The organism is Rhodococcus sp. HM1 (assembly GCF_023218075.1).
Taxonomy (GTDB): domain Bacteria; phylum Actinomycetota; class Actinomycetes; order Mycobacteriales; family Mycobacteriaceae; genus Rhodococcus.
Genome location: NZ_JALPTB010000002.1, coordinates 26,143 through 46,252, shown reverse-complemented (window position 1 = coordinate 46,252; position 20,110 = coordinate 26,143). Strand labels below are relative to the sequence as shown.

General features: G+C 68.1%; 13 protein-coding genes. 7 read left to right on the top strand and 6 right to left on the bottom strand.

The genetic code is table 11. From position 1 onward, the window contains the following. Nucleotides 1–65: 65 nt before the first annotated feature. On the bottom strand, nucleotides 66–1,091 hold the full coding sequence (locus tag M1M07_RS01305; protein WP_248673052.1) for an aldo/keto reductase: 1,026 nt from the start codon (nucleotides 1,089–1,091) through the stop codon (nucleotides 66–68). 57 nt (nucleotides 1,092–1,148) lie between these two features. Here M1M07_RS01305 and M1M07_RS01300 point away from each other — a divergent pair, with 57 nt between their 5' ends. Beyond that, nucleotides 1,149–2,045: an acyl-CoA thioesterase II gene (locus M1M07_RS01300; RefSeq protein ID WP_248673051.1), complete on the top strand. Its 897-nt coding sequence runs from the start codon at nucleotides 1,149–1,151 to the stop codon at nucleotides 2,043–2,045. A gap of 186 nt (nucleotides 2,046–2,231) precedes the next feature. Continuing rightward, nucleotides 2,232–4,679, top strand: coding sequence for a CoA transferase (locus M1M07_RS01295; protein WP_248673050.1), 2,448 nt, complete (start codon nucleotides 2,232–2,234; stop codon nucleotides 4,677–4,679). Nucleotides 4,680–4,894: 215 nt separating this feature from the next. Here M1M07_RS01295 and M1M07_RS01290 read toward each other — a convergent pair whose 3' ends face one another. The 3 genes from M1M07_RS01290 to M1M07_RS01280 are packed head-to-tail and all read right to left on the bottom strand — an operon-like array spanning nucleotide 4,895 to nucleotide 9,009. Next, entirely contained in the window at nucleotides 4,895–7,189 is a 2,295-nt protein-coding gene (locus M1M07_RS01290) for an acyl-CoA dehydrogenase family protein (protein ID WP_248673049.1), read from the bottom strand. A 39-nt stretch (nucleotides 7,190–7,228) separates the two neighbouring features. Further along, nucleotides 7,229–8,014 carry an enoyl-CoA hydratase-related protein gene (locus tag M1M07_RS01285; protein WP_248673048.1) on the bottom strand — a complete coding sequence of 262 codons (786 nt, stop codon included), beginning with the start codon at nucleotides 8,012–8,014 and terminating at the stop codon, nucleotides 7,229–7,231. An 8-nt stretch (nucleotides 8,015–8,022) separates the two neighbouring features. Next, nucleotides 8,023–9,009 (bottom strand): nitronate monooxygenase family protein, encoded by a 987-nt coding sequence (locus M1M07_RS01280; protein ID WP_248673047.1) that lies wholly within the window; start codon nucleotides 9,007–9,009, stop codon nucleotides 8,023–8,025. A gap of 172 nt (nucleotides 9,010–9,181) precedes the next feature. Here M1M07_RS01280 and M1M07_RS01275 point away from each other — a divergent pair, with 172 nt between their 5' ends. From M1M07_RS01275 to M1M07_RS01265, 3 genes are all read left to right on the top strand, one after another. After that, nucleotides 9,182–10,258 (top strand): NADH:flavin oxidoreductase/NADH oxidase, encoded by a 1,077-nt coding sequence (locus M1M07_RS01275; RefSeq protein WP_248673046.1) that lies wholly within the window; start codon nucleotides 9,182–9,184, stop codon nucleotides 10,256–10,258. Between the two features lie 133 nt (nucleotides 10,259–10,391). Next, nucleotides 10,392–11,189: a FadR/GntR family transcriptional regulator gene (locus M1M07_RS01270; protein WP_248673045.1), complete on the top strand. Its 798-nt coding sequence runs from the start codon at nucleotides 10,392–10,394 to the stop codon at nucleotides 11,187–11,189. Nucleotides 11,190–11,583: 394 nt separating this feature from the next. Further along, entirely contained in the window at nucleotides 11,584–14,883 is a 3,300-nt protein-coding gene (locus M1M07_RS01265) for a BTAD domain-containing putative transcriptional regulator (protein WP_248673044.1), read from the top strand. Here M1M07_RS01265 and M1M07_RS01260 read toward each other — a convergent pair. Then, on the bottom strand, nucleotides 14,801–15,493 hold the full coding sequence (locus M1M07_RS01260) for a hypothetical protein (RefSeq protein ID WP_248673043.1): 693 nt from the start codon (nucleotides 15,491–15,493) through the stop codon (nucleotides 14,801–14,803). The two genes, M1M07_RS01265 and M1M07_RS01260, sit on opposite strands and share 83 nt — an antisense overlap. Nucleotides 15,494–15,610: 117 nt before the next feature. On the opposite strand from M1M07_RS01260, the gene M1M07_RS01255 reads away from it, so the two are divergent. Beyond that, entirely contained in the window at nucleotides 15,611–16,279 is a 669-nt protein-coding gene (locus tag M1M07_RS01255) for a hemerythrin domain-containing protein (protein ID WP_248673042.1), read from the top strand. Nucleotides 16,280–16,749: 470 nt separating this feature from the next. On the opposite strand, the gene M1M07_RS01250 is transcribed toward M1M07_RS01255, so the two are convergent. Continuing rightward, entirely contained in the window at nucleotides 16,750–18,033 is a 1,284-nt protein-coding gene (locus tag M1M07_RS01250) for a wax ester/triacylglycerol synthase family O-acyltransferase (protein WP_248673041.1), read from the bottom strand. A gap of 36 nt (nucleotides 18,034–18,069) precedes the next feature. Between M1M07_RS01250 and M1M07_RS01245 the strand changes: the two genes are divergently transcribed. Next, nucleotides 18,070–20,109 carry a prolyl oligopeptidase family protein gene (locus M1M07_RS01245; RefSeq protein WP_248673040.1) on the top strand — a complete coding sequence of 680 codons (2,040 nt, stop codon included), beginning with the start codon at nucleotides 18,070–18,072 and terminating at the stop codon, nucleotides 20,107–20,109. The last annotated feature ends 1 nt before the right edge of the window (nucleotide 20,110 follow it).

Below are 20,110 nucleotides of genomic sequence, written 5' to 3'. Positions count from 1 at the left end.
ATACTGTTCTCAGATTGCAATTCTGAGAACAGTATTCTGATCAACCTCCGACTGTCAACGGTTCGTCAACGGCGGCGCAACCGCGCGTCACGAACGGCGCGAGGCTCGAAGGCAAGGTCGCCGCGCGAAATGGTCGTACCGGGCGCCACCACCTTGTCGATCCGATCGAGCGTTTCGTCCGACAGGACGACTTCGCTTGCAGGAAACTGACTTTCGAGCTGTCCCATCGTGCGGGGCCCGAGGATCACCGATGTCACGGCCGGGTGCCGCATCGCGAACGCGAGGGACAGCCCGATGAGATCGGTGCCGGCATCCCGCGCGATCACCTCGAGTTCGGCAACCGCATCGAGCTTCCGACGGGCACCGGGAGAGTCCGTGCGCCACGCGCCCCGCGGCACACGCGCGAATCGAGAATCGGCGGCAGGCTCTTCGCCGTCCCGGTACTTGCCGGTGAGCCATCCGCCGTTGAGAGGACTCCAGACCAGGGTCCCCATCCCGTATCGCTGACAGGTAGGGAAGACGTCACGCTCGGCGCCGCGGACGAAAATCGAATAGGGCGGCTGTTCGGTACGGAACGGGACATGTCCGCGACGATCGGCGGCCCACTGCGCCTCGACGATCGTCTCCGCCGAGAACGTCGACGAACCGATCATCCGAACCTTGCCGGACCGCACCAGGTCCGACAGCGCCGACAGAGTTTCGTCCAGGTCGGTATCCTCGTCGTGCCGATGCACCTGATAGAGGTCGATGTGGTCGACGTTCAGTCGGCGCAGGCTGTCCTCGCACGCCTGCACGATCCACCGGCGGGATGCACCTCGCCGATTTCGCTCGCGGCCCATGGGATTGAAGAACTTGGTGGCGAGAACGACGTCGTCCCTCCGCCCGGCGATGGCCGCACCGACGATTTCCTCCGACCTCCCGCCGGAGTAGACGTCGGCGGTGTCGATCATGTTCACACCGGCGTCGAGTGCGCGGTGCACGATCGACGTGCACTCCTGCACATCGTCGTTGCCCATCGGGCCCAGGGACATCGCGCCCAGGCACAGGGCCGACACCTGCACTCCGGTTCGCCCCAGATAGCGATACTCCATGATTGCTCCATCCGACATCTCGACTCGATTTATTAAACCTCGTTATATTCGTTAACTATGACGACTGCAATATCCCTGGAGCAGCTGAGAGCCATCCGCCGGCCGCCCGTTGCCCGCATCCTGGATCTGGTTCGCGTCGACGAGGACACGTTCGAGGGCAGTGCCCACACCGGATCTCCGCGCATGTACGGAGGCCAGGCCCTCGGCCAGGCCCTGGTCGCAGCGGGATCCACCGTCGCCCCCGACAGGCCGGTCCACTCCCTCCACGGACATTTCCTCCAGCCCGGCCGTACCGATATACCCGTGACCTACCGGGTCGAACGGCTCCGCGACGGCGGAAGCTTCACGACCAGGCATGTGCGCGGCCTGCAGGACGGCCGGACGATCTTCTCCGCGACCGTCTCGTTCCAGCGCGCCGAGACCGGCCTCGAGCACCAGGAGCCGGCGAGCACGGCAGCCGTCGCCCCGGAACTGCTTCCACCCATCGAGGACAGTCTGAGCGCTGCGGAACTGAGCGAAGCCGGGTGGCTGGTCCCCCTCCTCTCGAATATCGGCGTCGATTTCCGATTCCCCGAGGAATACCCACGGCTGGCGAACCGCCGCGGTGAAGCCCGCCCACCCCGGCAGCGCGCGTGGATCCGGACCGTCGAACCGCTCGAAGCCGAACCCCTCACGCAAGCAGCAGGTTTCGCATACTGCTCGGACCTGTTCCTGATCTCCTCCACCCTGCCTCCGCATGCTCGGCACATCGAGACGCCCGGACTCCAACTCGCAAGCCTCGACCACACGGTCTGGTTCCACGCGCCGTTCCGCGCCGACGACTGGCACCTGTACGAGCAGCGCGGCACCTGGATGGGCGGCGGACGCGGCCTGGCCCACGGACACCTGTTCGATCGACGGGGCACCCTCATCGCCAGCACGACACAGGAGGGCCTGCTCCGGTTTCGGGACTGATCCGGCACAGGACGAAGGGGCACGTCGGCGCGGCCGGCGTGCCCCTTCCAGTCGCTGCGCTGCGCTGCGACCGGAGTGACACAAGAAGGCTTGAGTGATGCACTTTCATGAACTTGTAGACGTAGTGCACTTAGTTAGTTATAAATGTCACATCGCACGTTCGCGTACCCCTTCGAAAGGTCTGAAGTGAACGCCGTATCTTCCTCGTCCACCGCACCCCTTGCAGGTCTGACAGTCCTGGATCTCTCGACTACGACGCCCGGCGCGTACGCGAGCGTCTTCCTCGCCGACGCCGGAGCGGACGTCGTGATGGTCGAACCACCGTCCGGCAGCCCGCTCCGCACCCTGACCGGCTGGCCGGCGCTCGCCCGCGGAAAAAGGAGCATCACGCTCGACCTCCACGACGAGCGGGACCTCGCCACACTGCACTCCCTCGTCCGGACCGCGGACGTTCTGATCACGACCTCCCGGCCCTCCGCACTCGGACGCCTGGGACTGACCCCGGAGCAGCTGAACGCGCTCAATTCCCGTCTCGTCAGCGCCTCGATCACCGGTTGGGGCACTCGCGGTCCGTGGTCGAACGACAAGGGGTACGAAGCGCTGGTTCTCGCCCGGATGGGTATCTTCCACGGCAAGGCCAAGATGTCGGAGCGGCCCGGGCCGTCCTTCACCCCGACCCCGTGGGCTTCCTGGGGTGCGGCCCAGACGGCACTGCAGGGCATCCTCGCGGCGCTCTACGAGCGCGAATCCAGCGGTGCCGGACAGCATGTCGAAGCCGATCTGCTGCGCGGGGCCGCCTCGATGGACACCTACAACTGGTTCTTCGAACTCGTGTGCAAGCGCTGGCCCGACGCATTCCAGCCGATGTCCGCCTTCGACGATCAGGACCGCCCCGCAGCGCCCCTGATCTACCCGCTGCTCGTCGCACAGACGAAGGACGGGCACTGGCTCCAGTTCGCCCAGACCGAGCCCCGGCTCTTCTTCGCGATGATGACCGAATTCGGTCTCGCGCACGTCTTCACGGACCCCTACTGGCAGGGAGTACCCCTGTTCGAGGACGTCGAACGGCGAGTCGAGCTGTGGGAGTTGATGCTGTCGAAGGTGCGTGAGCGCACTCTCGCCGAATGGCAGCACGTCTTCGACACCAACCCCGATGTCAGTGCCGAGATCTTCAACGATCCGGTCGCAGCACTCGATCATCCTCAGCTTCAGCACGACGGACGGGTGGTCACGATCGACGATCCGGAGTTCGGCCCGGTCCGGCAGCCGTCGACGCTCGTCCACGTCGACGGTGCGCCGCTGAGTGAGCTCCGGCCCGCACCTCGTCTGGGTGCGGACACCGACGACATCGTCGCCACACTCGCGAACGGGAACCCAACCGCCGAGCCGATGGCGGCACCGGCCGGCGAACTTCCCCTCACCGGAGTGACGGTCCTCGAACTCGGCTCGATGTTCGCCGCGCCATACGGCGCGACCCTCCTGACCGATCTCGGTGCCCGCGTCATCAAGGTCGAGCCCCTGACCGGAGACTCGATCCGCGGACTCGTCGCCTTTCCCGAAGCGGGCGGAGCGAAAGTGTTGCAGGGCAAGGAATCCATCGCTCTCGACATCAACACCCCCGAGGGACTCGCGATCGTGCACGAGATCGCGAAGAACGTGGACATCGTGCTCCAGAGCTACCGGGCGGGCGCCGCGAAACGCATCGGTGTCGACGCCGCGACCCTCCAGGAGCTCAACCCCGATCTGATCTATCTCAACGCACCCGGATACGGCACGGGCGGGCCGTACGGGGGCCGTCCGGCCTACGCGCCGTCCGTCGGCGCTGCGTCCGGTCTGAGCATGAGCGATCTGGGCGGCCTGAACCTTCACGGCACCGACCTCGAGGGAATCAAGCGCGCCTCGATCCGTCGCCACACCGCAGGCGCGAACCCGTCGGTCCAGGCCGACGGTGTCGCGGCGCTCGCCGTGGGCACGGTGCTGCTGCTCGGCATCCTCGCCCGACGTCGCGGCCGTGCACTGGGCGAGCTGACCACGACGATGCTGTCCTCTGCCACCTATGCGCTGATGGATCGCAACGTCGACTACGCGCAGCGTCCCGAGCCGCCGGTGTCGGACCCGGAACTGCTCGGCCTCAGCGCTCTGTACCGCCTCTACGAGACCTCGGACGGCTGGATCTTCCTCGCCGCCCCGCAGGAATCCGAGTGGGCGCCGCTGGTCGAGGCTCTGGGTTCCCCCGCCGAGCTCACCCAGGAGACATTCGCTACCGCCGCCGCCCGCAAGGCCGCCGACGAGAGCCTCGGCGAGACGCTCGCCGCACTGTTCCGTACCCGATCGAAGTCGGAGTGGGAGAAGACCCTGACCGCGATGGACGTCGGATGCGTCGCAGTCGCCGAGCAGACCGCCGAGCGCGAGCTGCACGAAGACGTGTACTTCGATGCCGGGTACACCGTCCTCGCCGAGAGCCCCATTTTCGACGAGCATCGCCGCCTCGCCCCCCTGACCACGTTCTCGCGGTCGGGGGTCAAGGCCGACGCCGGTTGCACGATCGGTGAGCACACCGACGCCGTTCTCGGCGAACTCGGCTTCACCCCCGAGCGGATCGCCGAACTGCGGGACAAGAACATCGTCGCCTGACCCGAGCGTCGACGGCGACGAGGGCCGGTATCCGACAGGGTGCCGGCCCTTCTCCGTTGCCGCTCTCGCAGCCACCGACCTCATCGGTCCTCGGTCCCCGCCGTGATCTCGGTCCCGCCTTGACATCCCTCCCCAGCGACGACGAACCCCCACCTCGAGGAGTCGAGGTGGGGGTTCGTCTCTGCCGCGCCGGATCGGCCGCAGGATGCGTGCGGTCAGTGCAGGCGCTCGAACACCTCACCGACCGCGCGGTCGCGCAGTACGTGCGGGCGGCCGATCCAGGCCTGGTTGGCCGTCGCGCGGCGCAGCAGCAGATGCGCCGGATGCTCCCACGTGAATCCGATGCCACCGTGGATCTGAATGCAACCCTCGGCCGCATCGAGCGCGGCGTCGAGCGCAGCGGCGGTGGCCAGATTCGACGCCGTCGACCGATCGGGATCGTCGGCCGTTCGATCCGCAGCCGAAAGCACCTGCCCGCGAGCACCTTCCGCACCGACAAGCATGTAGGCACAGCGGTGCGAGATCGCCTGGTAGGAACCGATCGGCTGGCCGAACTGTTCGCGCTGACCCGCCCAGTCCACGGCCATCGCGAGCGCTCGGTTGGCGACACCCACCGAGTCCGCCGCAACGAGCAACTGCGCGACGCGACGCGCGCGGGTGAGTGCGTTGTCGACGGATTCCCCTTCGGCGAGCACCGTGGCCGGCGCACCGTTGGCGGTGACGATTGCCACGGTCGCGGTCAGATCCACCGAGTTCTGCACGGTGACCGTGACATCCGTGGGTTGCACCGAAACGAGTACGCGGTCCCCGGTGGCCGCGTCGGTGGCGAGCACCACGAGCACGTCGGCGACCGGGCCGCCCGCGACACGTTCGACCCGGCCGGTCAGCCGACCACCGTCGAGGACGGGCAGTCCCGAATCGGTCACCCAACCCTTGTCGTCGACAGGAACGACGAATGTTGCTGTGGCACCGTTGATTATGGCTCGCGCCACGCCCTCGGCGCCGGCCGCGACGAGAACCTCGAGGGTGATCGCGGTGGGCACCAGCGGAACCGGGCCGAGGTGGTAAGCGACTGTCTCGACTGCAGCACACAGCAGTCGGAGCGGCTGGCCTCCGCCGCCGAGCGAATCCGGCGCGGACAGACCCGGCAGTCCGAACTTCACGAGTTCGTCCCAGAGTCCGATGTCGTAGTCGCCGGGTGTGGACTCGCGGGCGAGCAGTTTCTCGGTGTCCACATACGAGGAGACCAGGTCACCGAGCACCTCGCGCAGCGCCGCCTCGTCCTCGTCCGGAGCGGTGAGCGGACGTCCCGGCGCGACGACCGGGTCACGGCGTCCCTCACCACGATGCGACGGCAGGCCCAGCACGTTCTCGGCGATGGTGTTGCGCTGGATCTCCGCCGTACCGGCGCCGATCGTCGCAGCGCGCGCCATCAGGTACCCGTACGACCAGCGCCCGTTCTCGACGACGCCCTCGGAACGCGTGTTCAGCACGGCCGCGGACCCCGTGAGGCGCAGAGCGAGCCGGTGCATGTGCTGTTCGAACTCGGACTTCACGAGCCGGTTCACCGATGCGACGCCACCCGGATCCTCGTTGCGCAGAACCGCATCGAGGGCGCGGGCACTGTTCGCGGCGATCTCACGGACCGACGTTTCGACCTTCGCGAGCTCCTGCCGCACCAGCGGATCTGCGGCGTAACCCTGCTCGGCCGCGAGCCGGAAGACCTTGTCGACCGTGGATCGGTAGCGGAACTCGTCGGCCAGGAAGGCCGTGGCACGCTCGTGGCCGAGCGAGGTGCGCATGATCGACCAGCCGCCGCCCTCCTCCCCGACCCGGTTGGCGACCGGAACGACGACATCGTCGAAGAAGACCTCGGCGAAGTGGTAGCCACCTGCGGCGTCGCGCAACGGGCGCACCTCGATGCCGGGCGAGTTCATGGGAATCAGGAGATACGTGATTCCCGAGGTGCCACGGCCTGGCGGGCCGGTCCGGACCAGGGTGAAGATCCAGTCGGCCTTGTCGGCCATCGTCGTCCAGATCTTCTGGCCGGTGACCCGGTAGTTGTCACCGTCGCGCACCGCACGCGTCGACAACGAGGCGAGGTCACTGCCCGCGCCCGGCTCCGAGAAGCCCTGGCACCAGAACTCGTCGGCGCGCAACAGCGGCTCGAGGAACCTGTCCTTCTGCTCCTGCGTTCCGTGCACGATGATCGTCGGCGCGACGATGAACGACAGCCCGCACGGATGCTTGGGTGCGCCGGCCTCGGTCGTCATCCGGTAGTAGTCGAGCTGATCCTCGAGCGACAGCGCCATGCCACCGACGGAGCTCGGCCAACCGGGAGCGGCCAGTCCTGCATCGACGAGTTCGGACTGCCATGCGATGGCTGCACCGAAGCGCTCGCGGGATGTCGCCGGTCGCGGGCGCTTCCGATAGTCGTCGAGGAGGGCAGCCAGTCTGCTGCGCCAGTCTCCTGTCGACGCTTCGAGTATCGCCGTGGCATTCTCTTCCACTACGCCACCCCTCCTGATGATCGTCTTGTAGCTTGTGGGTCAGTTCTTTTCGGCGCGTCGCTTGCTGAAGCGCGCACCCACGTCGGCACCGTCCGAGCGATAGGTCACGGAGGCCTCGGCTTCGAGACCGAGTGCGTGCGACAGCGAGGTACCGGCGCCTTCCTTGAGAAGTCGCAGCATGCGCTGCACGGCCCCGGGGTGTCCGGCCGCGATCCGGCCGGCGATGTCGAGCGTGCGCGTCATCAGATCCTCGTGCGGCACAACCTCGTTGGCCAAACCGATGCGCGCGGCGGTCGCGCCGTCGATCGGCTCACCGCTGAGAATGAACTGGATCGCAGCGGGCAGGCCGATCATGCGCGGCAGCATCGCGCTGCCACCCCAGCCGTTGAGCAACCCGATCTGGGCGTGGGTGTCCGCGAATTCGGCTCTCTCCGAGGCAATGATGAAGGAGCAGTTCACCGCCAGTTCGTAGCCTCCGGTGTAACACGGACCGTTGACCGCTGCGATCACAGGTTTGGAGGTACCCCGGATCACCTGCGTCGGGGTCACTCCTTCGGTGCGCGGCGGCGGTCCCGACAGCGCTTCGGGAAGGTCCACACCGGACGAGAACGAGGTGCCCGCGCCCGTGATGACCACGACGCGCACGTCGTCGTCGCCGTCGGCGCGCCACAGTTCCTTCTTGAGGGCTTTGCGCATCGCACGGTTGAGGGCATTGCGCCGATCCGGCCGGTTGAGGGTCAGGACGACGACCGCGCCGTCCTTGGTGACCAGCAGCGGGGCTTCTTCGTCGGACGGCCGATCTGCCGAGTTGATGTCGTGGGCCATCGTGATCCTCAGGCGACCGGGGCCGGGTCGACAATTCGACCGGCGACACCACGCAGAATCTGCTCGGCGTCCGCCGCAATGCGCTGCACCAGTTCCCCTGCGGGCGGAACGTCGCGAATCAGCCCCTGTGCGAGACCGACGGTCCAGATCCCGGCCTCAGGATCACCGTTCTCGTAGACCTTCCGTCCGCGGGTTCCCGCGACGAGATCCTTGACGTCCTTGAAACGCCCGCCCTTGTTCAGGATGTCAACGACCTCCTCACTGACCGAGTTCTTCGCCGCGCGCATCGTGTTGCGCAGCTGACGGAAGATCAGCTGGGTGTCGAGTTCGCTCGCTCCGACGATCTGCTGCTTGATGTTCTCGTGGATCGGACTCTCCTCGGTGCACATGAACCGGGTGCCCATGTTGATGCCGTCGGCGCCGAGCGTGAGAGCCGCCGCGAGCCCGCGGCCGTCGGCGAAACCGCCGGACGCGATGAAGGGAATTTCGAGGGCGTCGGCGGACGCGGGGATCAAGACCAGGCCGGGGACGTCGTCCTCACCGGGGTGACCTGCGGCCTCGAATCCGTCGATGCTCACCGCATCGACGCCGATTCGCTGCGCCTTGAGGGCGTGCCGGACGCTCGTGCACTTGTGGATGACCTTGATGTCGTGCTGCTTGAAATGCTCGACGTGCACGGTCGGATCGGAACCGGCGGTCTCGACGATCGTGACACCGGAATCGATGATCGCCTGCCGGTACTCCGCATAGGGCGGCGGATTGATCGACAGTGTCAAGGTGAGGTTGACACCGAACGGCTTGTCGGTCAGTGTCCGGCACCGCTCGATCTCCTCGACCAGCGCCTCCGGAGTCGGTTGAGTGAGGGCCGTGATGATGCCGAGCCCGCCGCCGTTGGACACCGCCGCCGCGAGTTCGGCGCGGCCGACCCACATCATTCCGCCCTGGACAATCGGGTGCTCGATACCGAATTCCTCGGTGAACCGCGTTTTCAACATTGCCGCTCCTTGTGGAGTCCGCCGGTCGCCCGGCGCATCGTCTCTGGGCCCAATCCCACCTTTACTTAGATAACATAGTTCACTATGTTTACCGGTGCAAGCAATCCTGGGTGCCGCCGACGCAGGTCTCGGCATCCTCGGGAACAAGCTCCACGACCGACTCGGAGAAACAATGACCGAAAGCCTGTTGTTCTCGCCGTATACGCTGCGCAGCAAGACGTTCCGAAATCGATTGTGGGTAGCACCGATGGCGCAGTATGCCGCGGGGACGGACGGCGTTCCGACGGATTGGCATCTCGCACACCTCGGCGGAATGGCGCGCGGGGGCGCCGGCCTCGTGATGACCGAGGCATGTGCAGTCGAACCCGCCGGACGGCTCGGTCCCGCCGATACCGGAATCTGGAACGCCGAGCAGGCCTCCGCCTGGAAGCGGATCACCCGCTTCATCTCCGACATGGGGGCGGTACCCGCAATCCAGCTCGCCCATTCGGGCAGGAAGGGCTGCGTGAGCCGGCGCGGCGTTCCCCTCCCTCCCGAAAACGGTGGGTGGCAGACAATCGCGCCCTCGGCTCTCGCATACGAGGGACTGCCCGAACCGCACGCACTCACTCGCACGGAGATCGCGGCGCTAGTCGACACGTTTGCCGCGGCCGCGAGGCGGTCGATCGACGCGGGTTTCGAAGTTGTCGAGATCCATGCGGCCCACGGCTACCTGATCAACGAGTTCCTCTCCCCCCTCGGCAACGACCGCACCGACGAATACGGCGGATCGTTCGAGAACCGGTGCCGTTTCCTGGTCGAGATCGTCGCCGCCGTCCGCGCGGCGATTCCCGAGGACGTTCCGTTGTTCGTTCGCATCTCGGCAACCGACTGGGCCGAAGACGGCTGGACCGTCCACGATTCCATGGAACTGTGCCGCCTTCTCGACGGCACCGGGGTGGATCTCATGGACATCTCGAGCGGTGGGATGGTCGCCCACCAGAAGATCACCGTCGGCCCGGGGTATCAGGTCCCATTCGCCCGAGCGGTGCGCTCCGCCGGTTCAATCCCGGTCGCCGCGGTCGGACTGATAACCGAAGCGGTGCAGGCCGAGCAAATTCTGGTGGACGGCGGAGCGGATGTCGTGATGGTGGGCCGACAACTGCTTCGCGAACCGCATTGGCCTTATCGTGCTGCTGTGGAATTGCGCTCGGAGTTGCGCTGGCCGGCTCCGTACGCGACCGCCCGCTATCGCGGCAGCATCCCGTGAGAATCTCGTTTGCGGTGACGCGGGTCATGCGCCTCGCACTTGGATTGCGGCGGCCGACGATACGGAGCGTACGCTTGCCTGTACGTTTACTAGGTGGGCTATGTGCCCTTGAGATGCAGGAAGGTGTCAACTCGTGACCGACGAAGCGTTGGCTCCGGTTTTCGACGCACGCGCTGCGACCGGACGAGCGATCCGCACCCCCAAGACTGCCGAACTCGTCGCACGGAAACTGCGCCGCATGATCGTCGACGGCGAGCTCAAGGACGGCGATCACCTGCCCCACGAGGCCGAACTCATGGAGCATTTCTCCGTGAGCCGTCCGACGCTCCGCGAAGCGGTCCGCGTTCTCGAGGCCGAGCGGCTCGTCGAGGTCCGCCGTGGCTCCCGCTCGGGCGCGCGGGTGTGCGTGCCCGGACCGGAGGTCGTCGCCCGCCCTGCCTCGCTTCTGCTCGAGTTGACGGGTGCCACCGTCGCGGATGTGTATGTTGCCCGCGAGGCGATCGAGCCGTTCGCGGCGCGCCTTCTCGCCGAGGTCGGCACCGACGAGGATTTCGACGAACTCGAACGCTTCGTCGACGAAGCGATCCCGTCGTCTTTCGCGTCCAACTCGTTCGGACAGGCTGCAGCCGAGTTCCATCTCCTCATGGTTCAGAAGGCCGGGAACGCGACACTTGCATTGATCGCGGGAATGCTGCACGAGATCTACGAGCGACACACCATGAACGTGACACGCGAACGCTTGGAGACCGACACCGAGAGGTACGAGGCGAACTACAAGCTGTTCGTCCGCTCCCAGCGCAAGCTCATCAAGTTGCTCCGGACCCGAGACGGCGCCGGAGCGTTCACCCACTGGCAGAAGCACATGACCGTCGCGCGGGAATTGGTCCTGTTCGGTCGTGAGAGCACGAAGGTCCGCGACATCCTGGACTGAATGCGGTGCCTCACCGAGCCGGTGACCGATCCTGCCGGCGCGGTGCGACGACGCGCCGTTGCGGTCGGGGGCTTGGACGCGGCGGGCTACAGACGCGGCGGGCTACATGGGACACGGAGGGCTACATGCGGCCGCCGATCCCACCCTCGGGAGCGATGCGGTCGATCGCGGCCAGATCTTCATCGGTCAGAGCCACGTCGGCGGCAACGATCGCCATGACCGCCTGGTCCGAATCCGAGCGCGCGGAGGCGGTCGAACTCCTGCGCCGTTCCTCCGACGCACTCGCCGCCGATCAGTCGACATAGGTTCGCCGAGCGGCGGTCGGGCCGACCACAGCGGTACGCGGCCGACGAGACTCGCGATCGGCCTGCACCGCCGTTAATCTGGGCCGATCATGACAGCGAAGACACCGTCGGCCGGGCCCGTTCGCATCAGCGTGCTGGGCTCGACCGAGGTCACGGTCTGCGACCGCATGGTGTCCCTCGGCGGTCCGGGGGCCCGTGCGGTTCTCGGTCGGCTCCTCGTCGCCTCTGGTCAGGTCGTCTCGACCGATCTTCTGATCGAGGACCTGTGGTCCGGCGGGCCGCCACCGAAGGCACTGGCCGCGCTCCAGGTGCACGTCTCGAACCTGCGGCGCCTGCTCGAACCCGCCCGCGCACCGAGAACACCGGCGACCGTCATTGTGAGCGCCCCACCCGGCTACGCGCTGCGGTTGCCCACCGAAGCGGTCGACGCGTGGCATTTCGACCGGCTCGTCACCGAGGGGCTCACCGCCGCCGACCGCGCGTCGCGGATCGAGATCCTGTCGCAGGCGCTGGACCGGTGGAAGGGCATCCCCTACCACGAACACCTCGACGCGGACTGGGCTCGGGTCGAGAGCGCACGTCTGATGCAGGTGTACGCCACGGCGCTCGAAGCGCGCGCCCACGCCTATCTCGACGAGGGCCGTGTCGAACTCGCGGCCGATCAGCTCGACCCTCACGTCGCCGAGCATCCGGAGCGCGAATTCGCGGTCCGGCTACTGGCGTCGGCGCAGTATCGCTGCGGTCGCCAAGCCGACGCACTGGCCACGCTGCGCCGCACCCGCGAATACCTGCTCGACGAGCTGGGAGTCGACCCCTCCCCCGAACTGCAGCAACTCGAACGCGACATCCTGCAGCAGCGGCCGTCGTTGTCACCCGAACGGGCGGACATCCCGCTGCGCGTCGAATCGTCTGTCCCCCAGCAACACCCGGATTCCGGCGACATCGTCGGCAGGGACGGCGAACTCGCCCAACTGTACGACGCGGCGCACCGATCGGAGACGAACGGGCTGCACCTGGTGTGGATCGCGGGCGACGCGGGCGAGGGAAAGAGCGCGCTCGCCCGCGCGTTCCTGCACCGGACCACGGCCGAGGGCCGGCTCGGTGCGTGGGGTGGATGCCCCGAGGTGGACGGTGCACCGCCCGCCTGGCCGTGGACCGAGATCCTGCGCGGACTCGGCGGACAGGAGCCGCCCGCATCACCGTTCGAGCTGAGCCGCGCGCTTGAGCACCTGCTGTCCCGGCCCGAGCAGACGACCGTCCTCGTCCTCGACGACGTCCACCGGGCCGACGAACCGACCCTGCAGGTGCTTCGGCACGTCGCCGCCTCGGCCCGGGACTCGGCGACCCTCGTCGTGGCCACGTTCCGTCCCAGCGAGGTCACCGACGATCTGCGCGCGACATGGGCTGCGACCGCCGGGATTCCGGGAGCCCGGATCACACTGCACGGAGTGGGCCGGGAGGAGGCCCGCACGATCGCTCGCCGGGCGGGGTCGGCCGACCTCGACGAGGACGTGCTGATCGAGCTCGTCGACCGCACGGGCGGCAACCCGCTCTTCCTCGAGGAGTACTGCCGCCTGATCGCCTCGGAAGGCGTCGGCACACTCGGGACACCGCCTGGCGTCGGTGCTGTGCGTGCCACGGTTCCCGACGGGGTGCGAAACGTCCTCGCGCGCCGCATCTCACGCCTCCCCGAGCGGACGGTCGTCGCGCTGCGACGCGGTGCCGTGCTCGGTCGCGACTTCGACCTGTCCGTCCTCGGCGCCGTCAGCGACATGGACGACGAGAGCGTGATCGACGCACTCGAACCGGCGGTGGTCACCGGAATTCTCGTCGAACCCGCGCCCGATCGTCTGCGGTTCAGCCACGATCTCGTGCGCGAAGCCCTCTACGACGCCCTGCCCGCCATGCGGCGCAGGCGGATTCACGCCGCAGCACTCGACATGCTCGCGCGGCGAGATCACTCCGACCCGACGGTCCTCGCACACCACGCGATCGCCGCGGCGACGCCCGCCACCGCGGAGCGGTGCGCGGAGTACGTGGTTGCGGGTGCCCGGGCCGCCGAGCGGCAGTCCTCGTTCAAGGACGCGTTCGCATTGTGGGCCGCGGCCCGGTCGTTGTCGGAGACCGCGAGCGAACCGAACAGCCGTCTCCTGCTGGAGATCCTGATCGGCCAGGTGGGATCGCAGGCCCGCACGGGCGACATCGGCGGGGCACGCGACACCCGGGTCCGCGCGGTGCGGGCGGCCCGCGCCCTCGGCGACCGCGATTCTCTCGTGCGCGCGCTCGTGTCGTGGACTGCGCCGGTGGTCTGGACGATCCGGGTCGACCCCGAGCCGGACACCGAGATTCTCGACGAGATCGACACCGCTCTCGCCGATCCTGCACTCCCGACCGCGACCCGCGCCCTGCTGCTGGTAGCGAAGGTGTTCGAACTCGAAGGCCTGGACGACGCAGGGAGCCTCGCGGCGGCCGTGGAGGCCCGCACCCTGGCCCAGGAATCCGGCGACCCGACGACGATGATGCGGGCGCTCAACGCCGTCGGTTACGTCGCGTTCGGTCCCGATCTGGTCGACGAGCGGCTCGGGAACTCCCGGCAACTGCTCGACGTCGCGCAGAAGGTGGGCGACGAGGGGTTCGTCTCGGTCGCCCACTTCCAGCGGTTCCTCGCCGCCACGGCCGTCACCGACTTCGATCAGGCATACGAGAGCGCTTCCGTCGCAACCACATACGCGGCCGGCCATCAGCTGGTACAGATGCTCGGGGTGCTCGCCGTGTTCGATGCGATGGTGGAGTTGATGGCCGGTCGCGTCGAGTCCGGACTGCGCCGATACGACGAGATCTCGGCGACGATGCACGCCCAGGGCATGGTTGTCGCGCAGTGGATCGGCACCATCGGCCGTATCGGTGTCGCCGTGGCACGCGGCGACCTGTCGCCACTGGTCGAAGAGCTCGAGCTGATCGAGGGGGTGCGTCCCCACTCGGTCCGGTTCCCACTGATCCTGGCGCTTCTGGACCGGGGCGACACCGACCGCGCCCGGCAGCTGTGGGAGGGAAGCCGGCCGTATCCGCGCGACTACTACTGGCTGGCGATGACCACGTTCCGTGCCCGGGTGGCCGCTCGTCTCGCCGACGCGGCGACCGCTCGAGAACTGCACGCCCAACTCCTCCCGTTCTCGGGCCGCATCGCCGGCCTCGACTCCGGTTCGTTCTACGCGGGCCCCGTCGACGTCGCGCTGGCCGAGACCGCCGAGGCCGTCGGAGACGGCGATGCGGCGGCCCGATGGCGGGCCGCCGCATCGGAACTGGTCACACGGCTAGCGGAGCGCCTGCACGATGCGAGGTCGCCGGCGCCGTCTCCACCGGCGGACGACCGTTCGCCCGCAGAATGAGAACCCCGATCGCGGCGAACGCCAGCCCCCGCGGCAACTCGATCACCAGTCCGCTCACGCCGGGCAGCTCGGGCAGCGGCAGGAGCAGAACCAGACCGCCGGCGGTCATAATCGCGCCGATCCAGCGGGGAACGGCGCCCGTGCGGAGCAGGCACACGCCGAACACGACCATGCTGAGCATGAACGTCAGCCCGCTCGCGGTCTGCAGCACGGTGAACGCCGTCGAGGGGAACAGGGAACCGTCCGCGGGGACGAGGTGGGCGGTCGCCGGGTTCGCCGCGAGTTCGTAGGAGGCGAATGCCTCGATCGTCAGGTGCGTGAGCGACACGAGCATCGACGAGCCGTAGAGCAGGACGAAGCCGATCAGCCCCGCGAGTCCGGCCTTCGCGGAGAACCACGCGTAGACACCCGGCAGGGCGATCAGCTGGACGACCGTACCGAACAGCAACAGCATCTGCGCCCACGGGCTGAACCCCGACGTCAGCGACTCGGCGGAATGCGCGTTGCCGTCGACGACCGGGTGCAGCAGGCCCCCGGTCAGGTTGAGCGCGAACGCGGCGATGGCGCCCGCGGCGCTGAGACGGTAGAGAAGTGAAGGTGTGATGGTCATTGCCCCACTGTGGATACCGGCACTTGGTCGCCACTTTCCGCGCCCGCACCGGGGGGTGATCGTCCCGACCAAGCGATCACCAAGTCGCAGCCAAGCACCGGCGGGCACGCTACCGACATGACATCTCTGACCAAGGCTCCGCGCCTCACCACGGATGAAGAACTGCTCGGTATGCGTCTCGCGCACCGCGTGATCGTCCACGACCTCGCCCGGCTCTCCCGTCTCGCCGACGAAATGGTCGCCGACCGGTCGCGTTTCGACCACGCCCGGTGCGCCGCGATCTCCGGCTACGTCTCCCTCTTCGCCGCGAGTCTCCACCATCACCACAACGTCGAGGACTTCTCGTTGTGGCCCCTGATCACCGAGTCGGCGGGCCCGCACGTCGATTTCACCGAGCTGACGGACGATCACGACGAGCTCGACCCGCTCCTCGACGATCTCGTCCGCTCGGCGGGGGCACTGCCGCAGAAGACCGCGGTCGCCGAATTCGCGCAGACCGTCCGCCGGCTCCGGGCGATGCTCGACGAACACATCGCCGACGAGGAACGCACCGTGTTTCCGCTGATCACCGGCTACGTGTCCGCCGAGGCATGGCAGACCTTCGAGAAGGGCGCGCAACGCGGCGCTCGCATGGACTTCGACCTCACCCGGGTCTTCGCGGTCATGACCCCCGAAGAAGCCGAGCGGGCCCGCAAGGAACTGCCGTTCTTCCTGCGCGCGCTGGTCTCCGTGCTCGCACGCAAGCAGCGTCGCCGCGAACGAGCGGTGTTCGGGGCCGCTGTGTGAGACAAGGGGCTGTGTGACACGCCGCCCGCTCCCCCGTGCGGACTCTCCGGGACTCGGGCATGATGTCGCCGTGCGTGTTCCCGATCGAATTCAACCCGCGCGGCGCGAGGCCGCTCGGGTGTTCGACACGGGAGGACACACATGGAATACAACGCAATGATCGAACTCGATGTGCTCGTCGATCTTCTGAGCGACGACGACTTCCTCGAGCCGATCGTTCCGCATCACGGTTGCGTGGGCCGCAGCGACAACGCTCTGGTCCACCTCACCGTCACGATCGACGCCGTGGACGCGATCCACGCGACGCAGTTCGTGCACGCCCTGATGCGCACCTCGTATCCGGACTACCGCGTCAACTACGTGGACGTGCTGCCCCCACGAGCGCCTTCGACGCGATCTTCGGATTCGGCGACTACTTCCGCTGACGGGCCCCCTGGTGCTTGCACCCGGCCTACAGTGCCGCACCCGGCCTACAGCCCGGCGAGCGATCTCCGGAGCAGATCCACGTACCGGTCGAGTGCGGCGTCGTCGAGCACGTCGGGGCTCGTCGTGACCGAGACCGCGACGGCGTCGCCGATGCCGTGCACGCCGTGGGTCAGTGCCATCACCGGTGACAGGCTCGGGTATCCGGTGGTGAACCGCACCGCGCCGCCGCCGAGCACGAGGTCGGCGGCGCCGCGGTTCACGCTCGACACCACGGTGTTCCCGGTGACGGTCGGCGGAACGACGGACAGGTCGGTGCGGTCGATCCCGAAACGCAGCAGCGGCGCGGGCACGTGATCCTCGGTCCGGGACCGCACCGCCATCGCCGGGTGCGCGGCGCGGCGGCGCCGCAACTCCAGTTCGGCGGCGATCGCCGCGGCCCGTTCGCCGCTGTCGCGGAGGTCCGGGCGAAGTGCGACCCCGACACTGCGGTACGCGTTCCGTTCGCTGCCCCTCGTCGGCACCGCCACCGGAACCTCCGCTCCGAGGGCGTCCACGTCCAGGAACGCGGCCAGGGCCGGACCGATCGCGGCCAGCGCCGCGACCGTGACGGTGCCGGCGCGCCGCAGGCCGGCGGCGTCGCACACGAGGGTCCGCACCGTGCGGCGGGGACCGGGCGCGGTGTTCACCGCGACGAGCGGGCAGCCCGGCGCCGGGGACGGCACGCCCGGTCCGGCCAGTTCCTGCTCGGCCCGGCTCGCCCTCACCCCGTCGGCGACCACCCCGACGATCTGTCCCGGCAGTTTCGCCGCCGCGCGCACGAGCATGGCCGGCGGCGCCGGGGCGCGGGGCGCCTCGGTGTGCGGCGGCGCGTCCTTCCCGAACAGGGCACGCGCCAACGCCGACGCGCGCACTCCGTCGGCGAACGCGTGCGAGATCTGCAGCACCGCGAGCAGCGCGGCCCCGTCTCCCCCGGGTGCGCCCGTGACGTCGGGGATCAGGTGCAGCCGCCACGGCGAGACCCGGATGTCGACCCGGCCCTCGACGAGCGTGCCGAGCAGGGCCGTCACCGCAGCCCAGTCACCGCCGGGATGGGTCCTGAACTGGTCGTCTCCGATCTCGCGGTTCGTCCAGTACGGGTAGTCGAGCAGGCCCGGAACGTCGACGGCCCGGGTGCGCAGGTCCCCGATCCTCGCGGCCCGCGCGGCGAGGTCGGCGAGCACCCGTTCTGGCGGCACGGACGGCGCGTCGAAGCAGTACACGAGGAACAGATCGCTGGGCAGACGATCGCCGAGCCAGTCGCGGCGCGCGTCGGTTGGATGCAGCTGCATGCCCGCAAGTGTGCCGGTCCGGGTAGAAATAGCCACATGACCTCTTCGACGAACTCCCAAGCCACGGCCTCCGACCCGACCGACCCGTACCTCTGGCTCGAGGACGTCACCGGCGAGCAGCAGCTGGACTGGGTGCGCACCCGGAACGCACTCACCGTCGACGAGTACACCCGCACCGACGAGTTCGAGACGTTGCAGTCCCGGATCCGGGAGGTGCTCGACACCGATGCGCGGATTCCCTACGCCCGGCGACGCGCGGAGTATCTCTACAACTATTGGCGGGACGCGGAGCACGTCCGGGGGCTGTGGCGCCGCACCACGATGGACCAGTACCTGCGCGACGACCCGGAGTGGGACGTGCTCGTCGATCTGGACGCGCTCGCCGAGCAGGAGGGCGAGAACTGGGTGTGGTCGAGCGCGCAGGTGCTGCGTCCCGACCACACGCGCGCGTTGATCGGATTGTCGCGCGGCGGCGCGGACGCCACCGTGATCCGCGAATTCGATCTGGTCACACGGCAGTTCGTGTCGGGTGCGGACAGTTTCGAACTGCCCGAGGCGAAGACGGACATCGGGTGGATCGACGCGGACTCCGTATACGTCGGTACCGATTTCGGTGACGGGTCACTCACCGATTCGGGATATCCGAGGATCGCGAAGCGGTGGCGGCGTGGCACCCCGGTCTCCGAGGCGGAGATCGTGTTCGAGGGCGAGAAGACCGACGTGGCGGTGGGCGCGTCGTACGACCGCACGCCCGGATACGAGCGGACCTTCGTCGAACGGGCCCTGGACTTCTACAACGCGCACCGGTTCGAGCTGACCGACGACGGCGAACTGGTGAAGCTCGAGGTGCCGGACGACGCCGGTGCCGGGGTCTACCGCGACCATCTGCTGGTGCGCACCCGGTCGCCGTGGCTGGGATACCCGGCCGGCGCACTGCTGGCCACGAACTATCCGGCGTTCCTGGCGGGATCACGCGAGTTCACGGTGCTGTTCACCCCGGACGAGCACACCTCGCTCGAGCAGTACGCGTGGACCCGCAACCACCTGCTGCTCGTGACGCTGCGCGACGTGCAGACCGAGGTGCGGGTGCTCACGCCGGGGCCGCACGGGTGGGAGGACCGCCCGCTCGAGGGCGTTCCGCCGGCGACGTCCACCTCGATCATCGACGTCGATCCCCTCGAGAGCGACGACTTCTTCCTCAACTCCAGCGGTTTCACCGTCCCGGCGACTCTGCTGTCCGGGACGGTCGGCGGTCCGCTGACGGCGATCAAGCAGGCGCCCTCGTTCTTCGACGCCGAGAACATTTCCGTCACACAGTATTTCGCGACGTCCGACGACGGAACCCAGGTGCCGTACTTCGTGGTGGGCAGCAACACCGACACCCCGTCGCCGACCCTGCTGTACGGCTACGGTGGATTCGAGAACTCGCTGGTGCCCGCCTACGGAGGCGGTATCGGCCGGGCATGGCTCGAACGCGGCTACACCTATGTGATCGCGAACATCCGCGGTGGCGGCGAGTACGGCCCCACCTGGCACACGCAGGCGCTGAAGGAGAACCGGCACAAGGTGTTCGAGGACTTCGCGGCGGTCGGGAAGGACCTCGTCGCGCGGGGCATCACCACCGCGGAGAAGCTCGGTATCCAGGGCGGCAGCAACGGTGGTCTGCTGATGGGCGTGATGCTCACCCGCTACCCGTCGCTGTTCGGGGCGATCGTGTGCCAGGTGCCCCTGCTGGACATGAAGCGGTACCACCTGCTGCTCGCGGGCGCGTCGTGGACGGCCGAGTACGGCGACCCCGACAACCCGGACGAGTGGGCGTTCCTGAAGGAGTACTCCCCCTATCAGAACGTCGATCCCGAGGCGACGTACCCGCCGATCCTGATCACCACCTCGACCCGCGACGACCGGGTGCATCCCGGCCACGCCCGGAAGATGGTCGCCCGCCTCGAGGAGCAGGGACATCAGGTGCGGTACTACGAGAACATCGAGGGCGGGCACGGCGGCGCGGCGGACAACGCGCAGGCCGCGTTCAAGTCGGCGCTGACGTTCACGTTCCTGGAGGACAAGCTCCGCTGAC

Bases quoted from the DNA above. Each gene is read 5' to 3' on its own strand.
- M1M07_RS01260 (WP_248673043.1), bottom strand. From the start codon at position 15,493: ATGACCATCACACCTTCACTTCTCTACCGTCTCAGCGCCGCGGGCGCC.
- M1M07_RS01280 (WP_248673047.1), bottom strand. From the start codon at position 9,009: ATGTTGAAAACGCGGTTCACCGAGGAATTCGGTATCGAGCACCCGATT.
- M1M07_RS01245 (WP_248673040.1), top strand. From the start codon at position 18,070: ATGACCTCTTCGACGAACTCCCAAGCCACGGCCTCCGACCCGACCGAC.
- M1M07_RS01250 (WP_248673041.1), bottom strand. From the start codon at position 18,033: ATGCAGCTGCATCCAACCGACGCGCGCCGCGACTGGCTCGGCGATCGT.
- M1M07_RS01255 (WP_248673042.1), top strand. From the start codon at position 15,611: ATGACATCTCTGACCAAGGCTCCGCGCCTCACCACGGATGAAGAACTG.
- M1M07_RS01305 (WP_248673052.1), bottom strand. From the start codon at position 1,091: ATGGAGTATCGCTATCTGGGGCGAACCGGAGTGCAGGTGTCGGCCCTG.
- M1M07_RS01300 (WP_248673051.1), top strand. From the start codon at position 1,149: ATGACGACTGCAATATCCCTGGAGCAGCTGAGAGCCATCCGCCGGCCG.
- M1M07_RS01285 (WP_248673048.1), bottom strand. From the start codon at position 8,014: ATGGCCCACGACATCAACTCGGCAGATCGGCCGTCCGACGAAGAAGCC.
- M1M07_RS01275 (WP_248673046.1), top strand. From the start codon at position 9,182: ATGACCGAAAGCCTGTTGTTCTCGCCGTATACGCTGCGCAGCAAGACG.
- M1M07_RS01265 (WP_248673044.1), top strand. From the start codon at position 11,584: ATGACAGCGAAGACACCGTCGGCCGGGCCCGTTCGCATCAGCGTGCTG.